15 protein-coding genes and 1 riboswitch are annotated in these 16,439 nt (G+C 49.2%); of the genes, 2 read left to right on the top strand and 13 right to left on the bottom strand.

What is annotated here, in order from left to right; translation table 11 throughout:
• Nucleotide 1: 1 nt before the first annotated feature.
• From moaD to moaA, 12 genes are all read right to left on the bottom strand, one after another.
• Complete coding sequence (moaD, locus tag EZV61_RS02450; RefSeq protein ID WP_240695136.1) at nt 2–247, bottom strand: molybdopterin converting factor subunit 1; 246 nt, start codon at nt 245–247, stop codon at nt 2–4.
• The gene (gene moaC, locus EZV61_RS02445; protein ID WP_131414212.1) at nt 244–732 is read right to left on the bottom strand and encodes a cyclic pyranopterin monophosphate synthase MoaC; all 489 of its coding nucleotides are present in this window, start codon (nt 730–732) and stop codon (nt 244–246) included. The genes moaD and moaC overlap by 4 nt, the downstream gene beginning before the upstream one ends.
• Nucleotides 714–1,262, bottom strand: a complete 549-nt coding sequence (gene moaB, locus EZV61_RS02440; protein WP_131414211.1) for a molybdenum cofactor biosynthesis protein B — start codon at nt 1,260–1,262, stop codon at nt 714–716. Before moaB ends, moaC begins: the two co-directional genes overlap by 19 nt.
• A gap of 16 nt (nt 1,263–1,278) precedes the next feature.
• Nucleotides 1,279–1,884, bottom strand: coding sequence for a molybdenum cofactor guanylyltransferase (mobA, locus tag EZV61_RS02435; protein WP_165569506.1), 606 nt, complete (start codon nt 1,882–1,884; stop codon nt 1,279–1,281).
• Nucleotides 1,885–2,040: 156 nt separating this feature from the next.
• On the bottom strand, nt 2,041–2,628 hold the full coding sequence (locus tag EZV61_RS02430; protein WP_114337117.1) for a cytochrome c3 family protein: 588 nt from the start codon (nt 2,626–2,628) through the stop codon (nt 2,041–2,043).
• A 7-nt stretch (nt 2,629–2,635) separates the two neighbouring features.
• Nucleotides 2,636–3,100: a nitrate reductase cytochrome c-type subunit gene (locus EZV61_RS02425; RefSeq protein ID WP_114337116.1), complete on the bottom strand. Its 465-nt coding sequence runs from the start codon at nt 3,098–3,100 to the stop codon at nt 2,636–2,638.
• Between the two features lie 11 nt (nt 3,101–3,111).
• A complete protein-coding gene (gene napA / locus EZV61_RS02420) occupies nt 3,112–5,607 on the bottom strand; it encodes a nitrate reductase catalytic subunit NapA (RefSeq protein WP_170308590.1) in 2,496 nt (831 codons plus the stop codon).
• The gene (locus tag EZV61_RS02415; RefSeq protein WP_114337115.1) at nt 5,604–5,909 is read right to left on the bottom strand and encodes a chaperone NapD; all 306 of its coding nucleotides are present in this window, start codon (nt 5,907–5,909) and stop codon (nt 5,604–5,606) included. Before EZV61_RS02415 ends, napA begins: the two co-directional genes overlap by 4 nt.
• Nucleotides 5,902–6,408: a ferredoxin-type protein NapF gene (gene napF / locus EZV61_RS02410; RefSeq protein WP_131414209.1), complete on the bottom strand. Its 507-nt coding sequence runs from the start codon at nt 6,406–6,408 to the stop codon at nt 5,902–5,904. Before napF ends, EZV61_RS02415 begins: the two co-directional genes overlap by 8 nt.
• A gap of 4 nt (nt 6,409–6,412) precedes the next feature.
• Entirely contained in the window at nt 6,413–6,592 is a 180-nt protein-coding gene (locus EZV61_RS02405; protein WP_420810803.1) for a periplasmic nitrate reductase, NapE protein, read from the bottom strand.
• 370 nt (nt 6,593–6,962) lie between these two features.
• Nucleotides 6,963–7,799 (bottom strand): choice-of-anchor L family PEP-CTERM protein, encoded by an 837-nt coding sequence (locus tag EZV61_RS02400; RefSeq protein ID WP_205695297.1) that lies wholly within the window; start codon nt 7,797–7,799, stop codon nt 6,963–6,965.
• A gap of 358 nt (nt 7,800–8,157) precedes the next feature.
• Complete coding sequence (gene moaA, locus EZV61_RS02395) at nt 8,158–9,138, bottom strand: GTP 3',8-cyclase MoaA (RefSeq protein WP_114337113.1); 981 nt, start codon at nt 9,136–9,138, stop codon at nt 8,158–8,160.
• A riboswitch (molybdenum cofactor riboswitch) is annotated at nt 9,126–9,273 on the bottom strand. Its footprint overlaps the gene before it by 13 nt.
• Nucleotides 9,274–9,377: 104 nt before the next feature.
• Between moaA and narQ the strand changes: the two genes are divergently transcribed.
• Entirely contained in the window at nt 9,378–11,138 is a 1,761-nt protein-coding gene (narQ, locus tag EZV61_RS02390) for a nitrate/nitrite two-component system sensor histidine kinase NarQ (protein WP_131414208.1), read from the top strand.
• A gap of 14 nt (nt 11,139–11,152) precedes the next feature.
• A complete protein-coding gene (gene narL, locus EZV61_RS02385; RefSeq protein WP_114337111.1) occupies nt 11,153–11,788 on the top strand; it encodes a two-component system response regulator NarL in 636 nt (211 codons plus the stop codon).
• Between the two features lie 59 nt (nt 11,789–11,847).
• Here the strand turns inward: narL and EZV61_RS02380 are convergent, their stop codons facing one another.
• Nucleotides 11,848–16,050, bottom strand: coding sequence for a PAS domain-containing protein (locus EZV61_RS02380; protein WP_131414207.1), 4,203 nt, complete (start codon nt 16,048–16,050; stop codon nt 11,848–11,850).
• Nucleotides 16,051–16,439 lie beyond the last annotated feature (389 nt).

Raw genomic sequence — 16,439 nt, 5'->3', positions numbered from 1 at the left:
TTCACCCCCCGGTCACCGGAGGAAATAGCGCAATTTCATCACTCTCATTGAGCGGTGTTTGCCAGTCCGCCATCTGCTGGTTCACAGCTAACAATAATGCCGGTTGGCTTAATGCTGTTTGCCATTGAGGATGGTCAGCTATCAACTGTGCGCGCAACGCTTCCGCCGTTGTGCCCTGTGCCAGAGAAACATCGACCTCAGCGGTGCCTAAAGCATCTCGCAGCGAGGCGAAAAAAAGCACTTTCATGATGCCTCCGCCACAAAGTGGCCAGACTTTCCGCCCTGCTTTTCTAACAATTTCAGATCTTCTATCACGATATCTTTCTGTACCGCTTTGCACATGTCATACAGGGTTAGCGCCGCTACAGATGCCGCTGTCAGCGCTTCCATTTCGACACCGGTTTTACCACTGAGTTTGCATAACGTCTGAATACGCACGCAGCTTTGCTGTTCGTCTGCAATGAGGTCCACTTCTACCTTGGTCAGCATCAGCGGATGACACAGAGGGATCAACTCCCAAGTGCGCTTGGCGGCTTGGATACCGGCGATCCGCGCGGTAGCAAACACATCCCCTTTGTGATGTTGACCAGACACAATCATGGCTAAGGTCTCTGGTGCCATCCTTACAACGGCCTGGGCACGGGCAATGCGTGTGGTGATCTGTTTCTCACCCACATCGACCATGTGCGCCTGACCGCTTTGATTAATATGGGTTAACCCCTGCTCGGACATGGTTCTACCTTCTCGCCAGTGGTTTTCAGGTGCATCACAAAGTTACATGGGCCATGACGCGCATCTAACTGCTCGGCTATGATCTTGTTCCAACCGGTACGGCAGGCATTGGTCGAACCCGGCATACAGAACACCACGGTGCCATTGGCGAAACCTGCCAGCGCCCGAGACTGAATGGTTGATGTACCGATCTCATCGTAGGAGATAGCTCGGAACAGTTCGCCAAACCCTTCCACCGGCTTATCAAACAGTATCGACAGCGCTTCTGGCGTGGTATCTCTTGCGGTAAAACCGGTGCCACCTGTCACCAACACCGCTTGTATATGGTCTGATGCAATCCAGCTGGAGACAATCGCTCTTAATTGGTAGACATCGTCTTTAGCGATCTGACGATCCGCTAACTGGTGTCCTGCCTCAGTTAATGAATCAGCCAGAAATTGCCCTGAAGTATCATTTTCAAAACAGCGGGTATCTGACACGGTTAATACGGCGATATTCAGCGCCTTAAAAGTGCGGGCGGCATGGCTCATAACGGTTTGTAAACTCCTATTCTTCACTTAGCGCTTGTTGCAGCGCCCACTGCCATTGCTCTGGCGTATTGACGTTACTTAGTAGCTCTGGTGGATCAGGTAACGGCAACCAACGTTTTGGTAACCGCTCTAACAGTGCCCGCAGCGAACGTAATTTATGCTCGTGTTGATCTAGCAGGCAACGCAGATGTTCAATCAGGTGATCATCAAGTATCAAACGTAATGGAAAATATGCGTCTTGGTAAGCGACAGCAGGGATCTCTGCCGGCTGCTCCAGTAACTGGTGGATTGTACTTGGCGGCAACAGGGGCATATCCACGGGCACGACGACCATAAAGCCATATTGACCACGAAGTTGCTCGGCCACACTCAGTAAGCCGGCTAACGGCCCTTGAGAGATAACTTGACCAGCGGCGTCCGGAAAGTCGATAAGGTGCGGATAATCGGGATAATCTCCACTCACGAATACCTGCGCTAAACCTGCTTGCCGCACGCGCCCGAGCATGCGTGCGACTAAAGGCTCGCCATGAAATTGCAGCAAAGCCTTATCTTCACCCATGCGCCGCGACTGACCCCCGGCCAGCACCACGCCGCAACAGCTTTCTGCATTAACCTCGGCCATTATTAGCTCTATCGAAGAGGGGCACATCTATTCCCAAAAACTTATGCCCAAACATCTATGCCCAAAACATCATCCTACCCAAGAATGGGCCGCTTTCAAATGAAAACGGCGAGGCTTGGCCTCACCGTTTATCCCAACACTTAGACCATCAAGCCACTACCAGCCCTCGACACCCGACATATCCGGCAACTGATGGGCAATGCCTTTGTGACAATCGATGCAGGTTTTCTCACCCGATGCCAGCGAGGTGCTGTGCTGGGCTGACGCGCGTTGGCTCTGTTTAGTGAAGTCCATGTAATCAAAGTTATGGCAGTTACGACACTCCAACGAATCATTCGCTTTCAGGCGCGCCCATTCATGTTGTGCCAGCTCTAAGCGATGTTCGAGGAATTTCTCCCGCGTATTAATCGTGCCAAACAAAGTCGCCCATACCTCTTTGCTGGCCTGCATTTTTCGGGCGATCTTATCTGTCCAGTTATGCGGTACATGGCAGTCGGGACAGGTCGCACGCACCCCAGAGCGGTTGGTAAAGTGAATGGTACTGCGCATCTCCTGATAAACGTTGTCTTCCATTTCATGGCAGCTAATACAGAAAGCTTCGGTATTAGACAGTTCCAGCGCCGTGTTGAAACCACCCCAGAAGATGATCCCAGCAATGAAGCCACCAACAGTGAGAAAGCCAAGACTGTAATGAACACTGGGGCGGGCCACGACCCGCCAGCATTTAATAATAAACTTCTTCATAGTGGCCTCATTTCACCTGTTCGGCGCTTTTCTCTTTCAGCACCAAATCCACATCCTTGAACTCATTTTCAATCAAAGGCTTAACCTTATCCTGAGTGACGTGGCACTGCTGACAGAAATAACGGCGCGGAGAAACATCCGCAAGAAAGTTCCCGTCCCGATCCATAAAGTGGGTCACACTCACCATCGGCGCCTGACTTTCAGCGGTTCTCTTTCTCGAATGACAGCTAAGACATTTATTACTATTCAAATCAACCTGATAGCCATCAATCTTATGTGGAATGATAGGCGGCTGCATTGGATACGCCCGCTGTAACTTCACATCTTCGTTGACCACTGGCGCCATCATGGGTGGCTTACCCTGTTCAGTGAGTTCAGTGCTTCCCCTGAGGGTAGCCACTTCCACTTTGGCGACCACGGCACCTGCAATCAGCATGGAGAGCAGGCCAAAAGTTGCGATTAAAACTCTCATGATCCTCTCTCCTATGCTTTTTCTACACGAACAGCGCACTTTTTAAAGTCAGTCTGTTTCGAGATGGGGTCAGTGGCATCCAATGTCACTTTGTTAATCAGCTGCGTGGCATCAAACCAAGGTACATATACCAGCCCTTTAGGTGGCTTATTTCGGCCTCTCGTCTCTACCCGAGTTCTGATCTCGCCACGACGAGAAGTCACCTTCACTTCCTCACCGCGACGCACCCCAAGCGCCAGAGCATCGTCTGGATGCATGTAACAAAGCGCATTAGGGACCGCTTTATGCAGTTCGGGCACCCGCTGCGTCATAGACCCGGAATGCCAATGCTCTAGCACGCGTCCGGTCGATAGCCATAATGGGTATTCTTTATCGGGAGATTCAGCCGCTGGCTCGTATGGCAGCGCAAAAATGATCGCGCGGCCATCCGGCTTACCGTAAAACTCAAAACCTTTACCCGGCTTCACGTAAGGATCAGAGCCTTCCCGAAAACGCCAGAGCGTCTCTTTGCCATCAACCACTGGCCAACGCAGGCCTCGCTCTTGATGGTAAACCTCGTAGTCGGCCAAATCGTGCGCATGACCGCGACCAAACGTCGCGTATTCTTCGAACAAGCCTTTTTGCACATAAAAACCAAAATGTTTGGATTCTTGGTTTTGATACTCATCGCTGATCTGTTCCAGCGGGAATTTATCTACATTGCCGTTTCGGTACAGCACCTCATAAAGGGTTTTGCCTTTAAACTCTGGATTAGCGGCAAGCAGATCTGCAGGCCAAACCTCATCGGTGGTGAAACGCTTGGAAAACTCCATCAACTGCCATGTATCAGAGCGCGCCTCGCCGGGCGCATCGGTCAACTGATACCAAGTCTGAGTTCTACGTTCCGCGTTACCATAGGCACCCTCTTTCTCAACCCACATCGCACTCGGTAATATCAGGTCTGCGGCTTCGGCTGTCACCGTTGGATAAGCGTCAGACACAACGATGAAATTATCCGGATTACGATAAGCCGGATAGGTTTCTTCGTTCATATTGGCGGCGGCTTGCAAGTTATTGTTCACTTGGATCCAGTAAGCATTAATCTTGCTGTCTTTCAGCGCTCGGCTTTGAGCTACCGCGTGTAATCCCGGCTTGGCAGGGATCAAGCCACTTGGCAACTTCCAAATATTCTCCGCGGTCGCGCGATGCTTAGGATTGGCCACGAGCATATCGGCAGGTAAGCGATGGCTAAACGTACCCACTTCACGTGCAGTACCACAAGCCGACGGCTGACCGGTCAGTGAAAATGGACTATTCCCCGGTGTCGATATCTTTCCAGTTAGCAGGTGAATGTTATAAATCAGGTTGTTACACCAAACCCCACGAGTATGTTGGTTGAAACCCATGGTCCAAAACGATGTTACTTTTGTTTTGGGATCAGCATACAGTTTCGCCAGCTTCTCTAAACTGGCTTCTGGTACACCAGAAAGTTTAGACACGTAGGCCGCGTCGTATGTACTGACAAACTTGGCGTACTCTTCAAAAGATATCTTGCTTGAACCACCCGCTTTTCCGGCGTTTTTAGCCTTTTTCTGCAGTGGGTGTTCGTCTCGCAAGCCATAACCAATATCATCGTTCCCCATATGAAAATTGGTATGCTTATCAACAAAGTCCCAGTTCACTTTGTCGTTCTGAATGATGTAGTTAGCGATATAATTTAGCATCGCCAAATCAGTTTGTGGCGTGAATACCACCGGTATATCGGCCAGTTCAAAACTGCGGTGTTCGAAGGTGGACAGCACTGCCACTTTGACATGAGGTGCGCTGAGTCGGCGATCGGTGAGACGTGTCCACAAAATCGGGTGCATCTCAGCCATGTTTGAACCCCACAGCACAAATGCATCGGCAGCTTCGATATCGTCATAGCAGCCCATTGGCTCATCGATACCGAACGTACGCATAAAACCTGCGACTGCCGACGCCATACAATGGCGCGCGTTGGGTTCAATGTTATTAGAGCGGAAACCCGCCTTCATCAGTTTGACGGCGGCATAGCCTTCCATCACTGTCCATTGACCTGAGCCAAACATACCCACGCCTTCAGGGCCTTTCTCTTTCAAAGTTTGCTTAAACTTGTCAGCCATGACGTCAAACGCTTCGTCCCAGCTCACCGGTGTAAACTCACCCTGCTTATCATATTTGCCATTTTTCTTTCGCAACAACGGCTGCGTTAACCGATCCTTGCCATAGAGGATTTTTGACAGGAAGTAACCCTTAACGCAGTTCAACCCCTTGTTTACAGGTGATTTAATATCACCATGGGTGGCCACGACCTTACCGCCCTTAGTGGCAACATTGACACTGCAACCAGTACCGCAAAAACGGCAAGCCGCTTTTGACCATTTCAATTTAGTTTGGTCTGAGGCAGTGATCAGATTACTCGCACTCACAGGTAAGGTAATGCCTGCCACAGCCGCCGCAGTAGCTGCAGCATTGGCCTTAATAAACGATCGACGTGTCACTTTCATAGCGCTTCTTCTCCCACATTAACCGTGACAGGTAAGCTCTCTTCCTGCGCACTGGCATCATCTATCTGGTGAAACACCAAGCTGGTATTTAACACGCCTGGCAGTTCATTGATGTCTCGTATGGCATCTAGTACCGGATGCTCTGTTGCTGTTTCGAGGGTCACCACCATTTTTCCGGTATCGTTGTGGCCTTGGATCTCTAAGCCATGAATATTGGTTAACGCCGCCGAAATCGGGGTTAAGAATTCAGGCTTAAAATGCACCACCAAACTGGAGATATGCACAATATCTGGCTCACTCATTTAGAGCATCCTCTGGTTTAATCACTATCGCCGACGCAGGACAGGGGGCAACACAAGCACCACACCCAGTACACGCCTGCAAATCAATCTCTGGCTGCGCCTTGCCACCAACGTGCAAACGAAACGTAATCGCTCGCGAGTCGCATGGATCGCTGCAGCTTCGACAAAAAATACCTTGTAAAGATAAGCAGCTATCTTCTTGCACTTCTGCCCGATAATCCCACGCCTGTTGATCCTCTTGTCTGCTCAGTGCGTCGGTCTGACATGCATCAACGCAATCACCACAAAACGTACATTCAGCAGCAGAAAAATCGACTTCAGGAAAACCACCGCTACCGATTTTAATCAGACCTGTGGGACACGCATCTAAACAGTCACTACAACGGGTACACAGATCTGTGAATAGATGCTCCGCCTGTCCCCATGGTGGACGCAAAGGTTGAGAAAGGCGTTCCGGCTGACGGAACAATGCACGCCGGGCCAAGTTAACCGTGGTCATCTACTTACGATCCAGGAGGGCCCATCAACAGTTGTGAAAACCAGATAGCGAAGCCATAGGCGGTAACCAAACCCACAGTAATGGCTGGCGCCAACACCACAGTAAGGAAAAGGAACATGCGCCACTCCCAGCGTTTTTGCTGCTCTGGCGATGGTTGCTCTGTCATATTCTGAGACTCAGTCACAAATGCTCCCGCTTGTTAATCTCTATTAAGAGTAACCGCTATCAGATTATTTGCCGCTATCCCTAAAGAGATAAATGATTGGACAAAGAAGCACCACATCAGCATTCTATGATCCTCATCAAAATCAGCCACCTAGCATCCATCATTGTTGAAAAAATGGGCGATAGATAACAGTTTTCTAAAGAAAGCTTAGACCAAACAGGAGGGATAGCGACTTGTCACAGATTGCCATAGCGCCAAGGATGTCTCAGAGTAAAAATGCAAAACAGGGAACGAATTAGAAGAAGTAGAGCGCTTACCTTAGTTTTTCAACAAAACGAAAGCGCTCTGTTCGCATATCAAGCTGTTAACTTTTGCGAGTAGATTAAGCTTATGACTTACGTAGTCTGCGACTAAGCATCATCAGCAACCCTGATCCCAGTAAGAACAGTGGCGCAGGCTCTGGCACGTCAACAGGCTGATCAGAAAAGCTAGCAGCCTGGATGAATACACCCGAATCCAGCGCTGAATCACCCGCATCAGCAATAGCCAATGTGATGCGATAGGTTTCACCGATCACCAAACCACTAATGCTAGCGGTCAGCATGTTAGTAAAGCCATCGTATTCAAATGCAAATTCACCAGCTTCATTACTGTTGTAGTAATTAGAATTGTCTTCATCATTGATGGTATTGATACTCACCGGAATATCAGTGTTAGGAATAACAGCAATGTTTTCTGATTCAAAAATAAATGCAAAAACATCGTTATATGAATCAACAAATTCGCTGTACTCTTCAGAACCGAAGGCATAGTTAAAAAATGCAGAATCTTTATCGCTGGTAAAATCAAACGACAGCAGGGCCGCATCATAGGTCTGCTGACCACTTAGAGTTGACAAAAAAGCATCGCCAGCAGTACCGTTTGACACACTGGTTGCATCAGAGGTGTTGGTCGTTCCGTTAACAGAATTCGCAGCACCTGTCGTCAATACGATACCAGAATCAAAGCCCAAGCCTGACGCTAAACCATCGGTGAAGTAACCTGAAGCACTATTGGCCCCCGTATAGGAAGCGTTAGAAATAACAACGCCATCACCAGCCAAAGACTGAGCCATGTTATCAGCACTATCAAAATCAGTGATAACCATGGCAGAAGCCGAACCCGCGAATATCGACAGTAACGATGCACCAATCAGAGATTGCGTAAAGGTATTCATTTTCTTCATCATATTTCCCTATAAAAACTAAAAATAGCCACTGACAGCGGCTGAAAAATCATTCCATTTGATACTGATGACATAACTAAAATTAGATAATAAACAATTTCTTATGCTCAAAAAGAGCGCATTAATCCAACCCCACTTACCCAGCAGTTGGAATGACACCATCCTGAAGCAATAAACAAGCCAAAATCACAATCACATGTATTTAAATAACTTTTAAGTATTATTTATAACTAAAATATATTTTAACGTAAAATTTGCAGACACTTTAACAGCAGGGTTTATTACTCTGCCATGCTATTTGAAAGCACCAATATTCAATGAATTAGACCAAAAATAGAATAATGGTAGGAGTCAAGCTTCAACCGCCTATTGAAGCCAAATGAGGGGTACTGCCTGCATCTCCTTGATGCAAATAGTGAGTTTCACGCTTGGTCTGTAAGGCAGATTGTAATCTAGCGATTAACTCGCCCTGTTGCTCATCTGCGGCTAAGAGGTCACGCAACTCTACGCCGCCTTCTCCGAACAGACACAAATGAAGCTTGCCTTGCGCAGACACCCGCAATCGATTGCAGCCTGCACAGAAGTCTTTACTGTAAGGCATGATCAAACCCAATTTGCCCGCATAATCAGGGTGCCAAAAACGTTCGGCGGGTCCGGCGTCTTTTTCTCGCAAAACCGATTGCCAGCCTTGCTGCAACATCCGCTGCTTGATCTGCTCTCCGCTCATGTGGTGCCGTTCAAAAAACTGATCCATTTCACCCGTTTGCATCAATTCAATAAACCGCATCTCCACTGGGCGGGTCTTTATCCAGTCTAGAAACTGATCCAGCTCTTTGCCGTTTAAGCCCTTAAGCAACACGCTGTTCAGTTTGACCTGCTCAAACCCGGCATCAAGCGCCGCATCAACCCCGGCCATCACCTCATGAAACAGGTTCTCTCCGGTGATTTGATGAAACATCTTCGGATCAAGACTATCGACGCTGACATTCAGATGGGTCAGGCCGGCATCACGCCACTCTTGCGCATGCTTTGCTAAACGATATCCGTTTGTCGTCAGTGCCACTTTGGTTATCCCTGGCGTATCTGCCACCGTGCGCAACAACTCAGTAAAATCTTTACGCATGGTCGGCTCGCCACCAGTAATACGCACCTTTTGCGTTCCCAACGCGGCGAATGCGCGGGTAATACGCGCCACTTCTGCTTGAGTAATAAAGTAGTTCCGCCCGTTAGGGCGATAGCCATCAGGCAAACAGTAGGTGCAACGAAAGTTACACACATCTGTTATCGATAGGCGCAAATAGTAAAATTGACGGCCGAAACCATCTTCAAGTTGAGTCATGGGCACCTTTCCAAGCATGGGAGGCTGACGCATTTCTACGGCAACCCTGGTGGCGAAATTGCCACGGCCCCCACTCCTTATTACTCAGCCACAGCAGAAAACTTAGGGCGAGAGGGCTCGGTGTCTGCACAGTTGTGCATATTCAAGTCTACCTCATAAACACCGATTAGGAACAATCACCCCTAAGTGGTAATTTGAACTAAATTCGAAACCTATGTTGATTTGTATCAGGTAATTGGATGACCAAAACACTGCAAGACATTGAAACACAACCATCTGTTCCGAAACATTCACTGACTCGGGTGATCAGCCGCACCATGACACTGATGGTAGTAATGGCCGCACTCGCTATCTCGGTGTCGATACTTACCCTGTTACAAAGCCACTCTGACGCCCGTGCGATTAATGTCTCTGGTTCATTGCGGATGCAAAACTACCGCATGGCCTACAGTATCGAAACCAAAGCGCCAGAAGCAGAGATCCAAGCCAAAATAGTGGCATTTGAACACTCTCTGCATGAACCCGCCTTAGCCAAACTATTAGACCGCAATACACCACCGCCACTAAAACGTAAATACCAAGCGATCCTTGATGAGTGGCAAGTGCTTAAAGCACATCTCACTGACCCGGCAAAGCGGCCGCTTTATCTGGCAGAAGTAAAAAGCTTTGTCGACCGTATCGACAAACTGGTGTTTCTACTGCAAAGCCACCTAGAAGACAAAGTGGCTATGTTGGTGCTATTTGAAGCGATCTGCTTGCTGGTACTGCTTGCCACGGCCGTCTTTGCCATACGCTTCGTCAGCAATCAGGTGGTACAGCCGCTTAAGTTACTGCTTCATGCCGCCTATCAAGTGAAGCGTGGCGATTTCTCTGTGAAAGTGAAAACAGGCAAAGCCGACGAGCTCGGTTTGCTGTCTGATGCCTTTAACGACATGGCCGCAGACCTGGCCAAGCTGTACGAAGACCTAAACCAGAAAGTGGCAGAGAAAACTGAAAAGCTACACTTGGCCAACAACACCTTATCAGTACTGTTTCAGTGCTCGGAAGCTGTGCATGTCAGCCATGTTGATGATGCCCAGATCACTGAGCTAATGAACAAAATCATCGACAACACCCGTATCAACGCGATGCAAGCCACCATTAATCCACAGCTGGCCCACGCGCTGCGAGACAGAAGCAGCGTAGGCGATATGACAGTGGGCGGGCCAAGGGTCTGTTTTGCCCTTTACATAAACGATATATCGCTGGGGCATCTGGAATTAATCTCAGCTGAAGAGTTAGATGAAAATGAACTACGACTGATGTCTACCTTCAGCCGGCTGATCTCAAAAGTGTTGCACGTAGAGTTATTGCTGCAGCAAGAGCAGCAGCTTTTGCTGATGGAAGAGCGTTCGATTATCGCCCGCGAGCTGCATGATTCGCTGGCACAATCTCTCTCTTATCTGAAGATCCAATTGACACTACTGCGACGCGCGACCCAGGACGTCGAAGGCCCAAGCAGTGCAATTATGGCGGATCTGAATACCGGCCTAAACTCTGCTTATCGGCAACTGCGCGAACTGCTCAGTACGTTCCGCCTATCGGTGAAAGATGACAACCTAAAAACAGCCATCAGTACCGTGCTCAAACAGTTACAACCTCAAACCGAGGCGCAACTGCAACTGGATTATCGCGTATCTGAATATCCACTACCTCCCCATCAGTACATCCACGTGCTACAGATTGTTCGCGAAGCCGTGATAAACGCCATCAAACATGCTGATGCTAAACAGATTTTTGTGCGCTGTGTTTATGACGGCGAAGGTAAGATCGACATTCAGGTAGAAGATGATGGCAAAGGGATCGGCGGTGAAGTACCGAACAAGCTTCACCACTACGGCGTGGCGATCATGAAAGAGCGCGCGGAATCCCTCGATGGTGAGTTGGAAATTGCAAATAAGCCTGACGGTGGTACTTTAGTGTCGCTCTGTTTTCCAGCGGTTGGTAACAGCGTCACGTAAATAAGGGAGAAGTGATGAGTAGTCAGATGCATCGCGTATTAGTCGTAGATGATCATCCATTGATGCGCAAAGGCGTTATCCAATTGCTGGCATTAGATGAAGCATTTCAGTTAGTTGGCGAGGCTAGCAACGGTGAAGAAGCGGTTGCATTAGCACTGCACCGACGCCCAGACCTTATCTTGCTCGATCTGAATATGAAAGGCATGAGCGGCTTAGACACCCTCAAGGAGTTACGTGCAGAGGGCGTCGACTGTCATGTCATCGCTTTAACCGTCTCTGATGCCTACGAAGATGTCATCTCCATGCTCAGCCAAGGCGCTAATGGTTATCTGCTAAAAGATATGGAGCCAGAGCATATGCTGAGCTCTTTGCGTTTGGCTGCCAATGGTGAGCAAGTGCTGAGTAAAGAGATCGCGGGCTACCTGCTAAAACGGCCACAAGCGGAACAGACTCCGAAAGATGAGAAGCTTAGTGCTATCACCCGTCGGGAAAGCGAGATCCTGGCGCTTATCGCCAAAGGTAACAGTAACCGCGAGATTGGCGAGACGCTGCATATCTCAGAGGGAACAGTGAAAGTTCACGTTAAAAGCCTACTGAAAAAACTGGGCATGAAGAGCCGAGTTGAAGCTGCGGTATGGTTTTTAAGTTGATTGCAATTAAGCCCACCAGACTCTGACCATCAGGGTCTGGTAAATCGGCTTACAAAAGCTCAACTAGATAAGCCCGCCAATAACTTATCAGCCACCAGCAGCGCTTGTTCATAATCAAAACTATCAATATGTTGTCGCAGTAACTCAAAATCCTGTTGTTGCTCAGGCAACGCTGTCGCTAGCTGATCCAGCTCGTCATCAGCGATAAAGTCATTGTCTTGCAACTTCTGCCGTAGCGTTTGCCACAGTAGCGCAACATCCACCTCGTTGGTCTGCTCATCAGGGTGCGATGCAGGTACAGATTGCTCCAGCTGCAACCGCTCAATTTCAGCCATCACATCCGCAACCGCTTTCGTCAGATCATCGAACGCTTGCTCTGTGGCAGCATTCTGTTGTCCATAATTGGCTTCAAATACAGCGGATATCGCCGCCAACTTGGTCATTCCTAAGTTTGCCGCGACCCCTTTTAGCGTATGCGCAACCCGTTCAGCTTCTTGCCAATTCTGCTGCTGTTCAAAAGCGCGGAGCCGACCCACAACCTCTTGATAATCACGGGCGAATATATCCAGAGTTGAGTGCCATGCCTTCTTATTGCCGGACATCTGGCGTAAACCAAAATCAGCATCGAGCACAACCTCCGCAGCCTCCCTAGAGGGGCGATCACCAGCGCCCGCTTCAAGAGAAGAGGCCAATGCGCGATCCGGATCTATCCACAACGCTAATGTGCGGTATAGATCTTCTTGCAGTACCGGTTTCGAAATATGATCGTTCATCCCAGAAGCAAGACACTTTTCACGATCACCGGCCATGGCATTGGCCGTCATCGCGATGACGGGAAGTTCGGCAAACCGGGGTATTTTCCGCAGCGCCCTCGTCGCCTCATAACCATCTAATACCGGCATCTGTACATCCATCAGCACGGCATCAAATTGGTGCTTATCTAACAGTGTCAGCGCTTCCTGACCATGATTCGCTATGCTGACATCGATCCCGACCAATCTCAGCATCTCCTGCGCTACCTGTTGGTTAATTTGATTATCTTCAACCAACAAGACCTGCTTATTATGCAAAATATCTCTTAATATACGGTCGTCGGCGTAACTTTCCAGCGCACTCTCTTCTACCAAAATTTCGTTGCTGCCACGGATAGTAAAGAAAAAAGTCGAGCCTTTATCTGGCTCACTTTGCACCCAGATCTCCCCCCCCATCATCTCGACGAGGCGGCGAGAAATCGTTAATCCCAAACCGGTACCACCGTATTTACGCGTGGTGGACGAATCCGCCTGCGTAAACGCTTTGAAGAGCTGCTCACACTGTGCTGCTGAAATGCCGATCCCCGTGTCGGTCACAGCAAACTGCAAATACGTTTCCGCCTCACTGCCACGTAGGTTCGTCACCTTGATTGAGATACTACCTTCGGAGGTAAATTTCACCGCATTGTTAATCAAGTTAATCAAAACCTGGCCAATACGAAGAGAGTCTCCCATCATTCGATCCGGCACATCTTGGCCAATATCGACATTCAGTTTCAGGCCTTTCTCCTGGATTTTTAACTGCACGACACTGGAAGCATTTTCAATCACATCTTCGACATAGAATGGCGCATCTTCCAGATCCATCTTGCCAGCTTCAATTTTGGAGAAATCAAGAATGTCATTAATGATATCGAGCAGGCTATTGGAAGCCCCCCAAATTTTACTGACATAATCTTGTTGCCGCTCATCCAACGGCGTACTTAGCGCCAATTGCGATAAACCAAGGATCGCATTCATTGGTGTACGAATTTCGTGGCTCATATTGGCCAGAAATTCACTCTTAGCGCGATTGGCTTTTTCAGCTTCCTGTTTCGCTCCTAGTAGGGCTTCATTGGTGTGCTTTAACTCGGATGTGCGCAGCCTGACGCGATCTTCAAGCTCTTCATTCAAGCGATACAACTGATCCTGGGCATGACGACGTTGCGTGTCATCCATCATAAAGCCCTCTAACGCCTGCAGTTTGCCATTCTCATCAAATACACCGGCACCCTGCTCCCATAACCAACGGTAGCTGCCGTCAGCATGGAGAATACGATACTCAACGGTGTACTGTTCGCGCTTCGCTACCGCGCCCTGCACTTCCGCCCAAACACGATCGCGATCCTGCTGATGAATAATCTCACTGAACTGGCTGTCGCCACCCATCACAAAACGTTCAGTGGCGTAGCCGGTCACTTTATGAAATGCAGGACTCAGGTATTCCATCGTCCAATGGGTGTCATTGGCACAACGGTAGGCAATACCCGGCAAGTTACTCATCAACAGTGAAACTTTGCGCTCACTTTCCCGCATCGCTTCCTCAACCGCTTTGCGGCTAGTGATGTCGATGTGGGTGCCCACCATACGCAGAGCTTCGCCCTGCTCATTGCGCTCGGTGACAGAGCCTCGAGCGAGGATCCAGCGATATCCCCCCTGCTTGGTACGCATGCGAAATTCACGCTGATAGTTACGCAGTTCGGGGTTATCAATCACCGCCTGTACAGCTTCGAATGTCGCGTCACGATCATCGTCATGCATTAGGTGGGAGAAGGTTTCCAGGACATTAGGCAGTTCGCCAGGCTGGTAACCCAACATGCCATACCAGCGAGGACTAAAATAAACCTCCCCAGTTTGTATTTGCCAGTCCCAGATACCGTCATTAGATGCTGTCATCGCTAAATTAAGTCGATGCTCACTTTCCAGCAACGCTTCCTGAGAAAGCTTCTGTTCAGTGATATCCCGTATGGTCACCAACACCAATTTAGCCTGTTCCAACTCTATGGGGCTCAAGCTGATTTCGGCAGGAAACATGGCGCCGTTTTTACACATGGCTAAGATATCCAGTCCTGCGCCCATGGTTCTCATTCTGGGATCGGCAAAATACTGGGCCATCCACGAGCTATGCTGAACCCGCCTATTAAACGGGATCAACATTTCCACTGAGCCGCTCACCAACTCGTCATGACGATAACCGAAACGTTGGATCGCACGCTCATTGGCTACGGTGATCACCCCCTCATGATTAACCACCAAAATGGCATCTGGGGACGCCTCCAACAACGCACGTCCTTGCTGTTCGGCACGCGTCATTAACTCAAGTTCAGCGGTGCGTTGCCCCAACACATCTTCAAGTTGCAAATTACTGTCGTTCAACTCCCGATTGAGCTTGGTCATGGAGTCAGCCATCTGGTTGAACGTATCTGCCAGCAGTCGCACTTCCAATGCTCCTGTGGCTGTCACTCGCTGGTCGTAATTCCCTAGTTTGATACCCGCAGCGACCTTGGTCAGCCCCAGCAACGGCTTCGTTACCCGGCGCACAACGATAATGATCAGCAACAGTGCCAATGGCAAAACCGTGCCCGCGATAATCAATAGCCGATTTGTCATCGCGGCGTGTGATGCAAATGCTTCCTCGTGATTAAGGGTAACAACCAACCCCCAATCCGCTTCCGCCAGATAACGAACGGCAGCAACTACTGGCAAGCCGTGGTAGCCCGTCGCTTGTTCAATAAACTGTTCTTGCCCGGCTAACGCCAACATTTCAGGCGAACTTTCATCATCGCTGGCGATCTCAACCAGCACTTTGCTGGGAACAAAACGTCGGGGAGTGAGATAAACAGGCTTGCCTGCTTTGTTGTAACTAATGACTAAAGTCTCACCGCTTTCACCTAAATGACTGTAGTCAGAGCTGACATCAAAAACGCCACTGACGCGGCTATGTACCAAGATCACCCCTAAAAAATCACTTTCCAGCACCAATGGCGCACTAAGTAAATTTAGGATTAAGCCACCTTCCCGCTCATAGATACCGGTTTGCACGCGAGAGGAGCCGATGATAAACGCCCGATGCTCAGCCATATTCCGTCCGATCAGCCCCTCATTTGAGCTGGCTACCAGCCGGCCCTTAAGGTCGAGAACAGAAACAGCAAACAGATCAGGCAAAGTGAATTGGGCATCTTTGAGGATACGACGGATGCGGATCAGCTCTTGCGTATCCCCCGTGTTGTTATAGGTCAGCAAAGAGCGACGCAACTGGGTGCGGCTGGCGATCAATGCAACCCGCTCCCGGCTTTGACGCAGATACGCTTCAATGCGCTTCGCTTGAGAATCGGCGAGCGTACTTAACCGCAGTTCGGTTTGTTCGAGTAGCGCTTCACGGTAGGCTGCCGCAGTTAACAACCCCACAGACACCAGTGACAGCAGCACGATACTGCCAACCCCGAACAGGAATAGATTCCTTAGTTTCATCTTGCCGTTATCCCAGACATAAAACTCCCTGTGCAATAGCGCACGGCATCTATCATGCTAGCAAATCAATAGCAAAAGGCGAGCAACAACAACCCGTTGCGTAGTACAACTGGGGGCTAGCGCACGCTCTTAATCTCATCCTTAAATAAACTCAGATGGAAATATCTCTTGACAGTAACCCCTATCACAAAGTACACATAGCAGCATTAGTGATATTGACATTACAAAACTGACGGTAACGTGAATTCAATTCGGCATATCCTACGACTAAACCTACTACTGCTCGCAGTTCGCCTGCGCGGGTTTGTCATGCCGACCGTATAATACGACCGGACAGAACAAAAAACCCGTGCAGCAAGCGCGGGTTTTTTTATTGTTTAAGCGAAAGC

The sequence above is a fragment of the Corallincola luteus genome (assembly GCF_004336975.1).
GTDB lineage: Bacteria > Pseudomonadota > Gammaproteobacteria > Enterobacterales > Neiellaceae > Corallincola > Corallincola holothuriorum.
The sequence above is the reverse complement of the archived record's forward strand: the minus strand, read 5'-3'. Positions and strand labels throughout refer to the sequence as shown.

Bases quoted from the DNA above. Each gene is read 5' to 3' on its own strand.
- moaD (WP_240695136.1), bottom strand. From the start codon at position 247: ATGAAAGTGCTTTTTTTCGCCTCGCTGCGAGATGCTTTAGGCACCGCT.
- moaC (WP_131414212.1), bottom strand. From the start codon at position 732: ATGTCCGAGCAGGGGTTAACCCATATTAATCAAAGCGGTCAGGCGCAC.
- moaB (WP_131414211.1), bottom strand. From the start codon at position 1,262: ATGAGCCATGCCGCCCGCACTTTTAAGGCGCTGAATATCGCCGTATTA.
- mobA (WP_165569506.1), bottom strand. From the start codon at position 1,884: ATGGCCGAGGTTAATGCAGAAAGCTGTTGCGGCGTGGTGCTGGCCGGG.
- EZV61_RS02430 (WP_114337117.1), bottom strand. From the start codon at position 2,628: ATGAAGAAGTTTATTATTAAATGCTGGCGGGTCGTGGCCCGCCCCAGT.
- EZV61_RS02425 (WP_114337116.1), bottom strand. From the start codon at position 3,100: ATGAGAGTTTTAATCGCAACTTTTGGCCTGCTCTCCATGCTGATTGCA.
- napA (WP_170308590.1), bottom strand. From the start codon at position 5,607: ATGAAAGTGACACGTCGATCGTTTATTAAGGCCAATGCTGCAGCTACT.
- EZV61_RS02415 (WP_114337115.1), bottom strand. From the start codon at position 5,909: ATGAGTGAGCCAGATATTGTGCATATCTCCAGTTTGGTGGTGCATTTT.
- napF (WP_131414209.1), bottom strand. From the start codon at position 6,408: ATGACCACGGTTAACTTGGCCCGGCGTGCATTGTTCCGTCAGCCGGAA.
- EZV61_RS02400 (WP_205695297.1), bottom strand. From the start codon at position 7,799: ATGAAGAAAATGAATACCTTTACGCAATCTCTGATTGGTGCATCGTTA.
- moaA (WP_114337113.1), bottom strand. From the start codon at position 9,138: ATGACTCAACTTGAAGATGGTTTCGGCCGTCAATTTTACTATTTGCGC.
- narQ (WP_131414208.1), top strand. From the start codon at position 9,378: ATGACCAAAACACTGCAAGACATTGAAACACAACCATCTGTTCCGAAA.
- narL (WP_114337111.1), top strand. From the start codon at position 11,153: ATGAGTAGTCAGATGCATCGCGTATTAGTCGTAGATGATCATCCATTG.
- EZV61_RS02380 (WP_131414207.1), bottom strand. From the start codon at position 16,050: ATGAAACTAAGGAATCTATTCCTGTTCGGGGTTGGCAGTATCGTGCTG.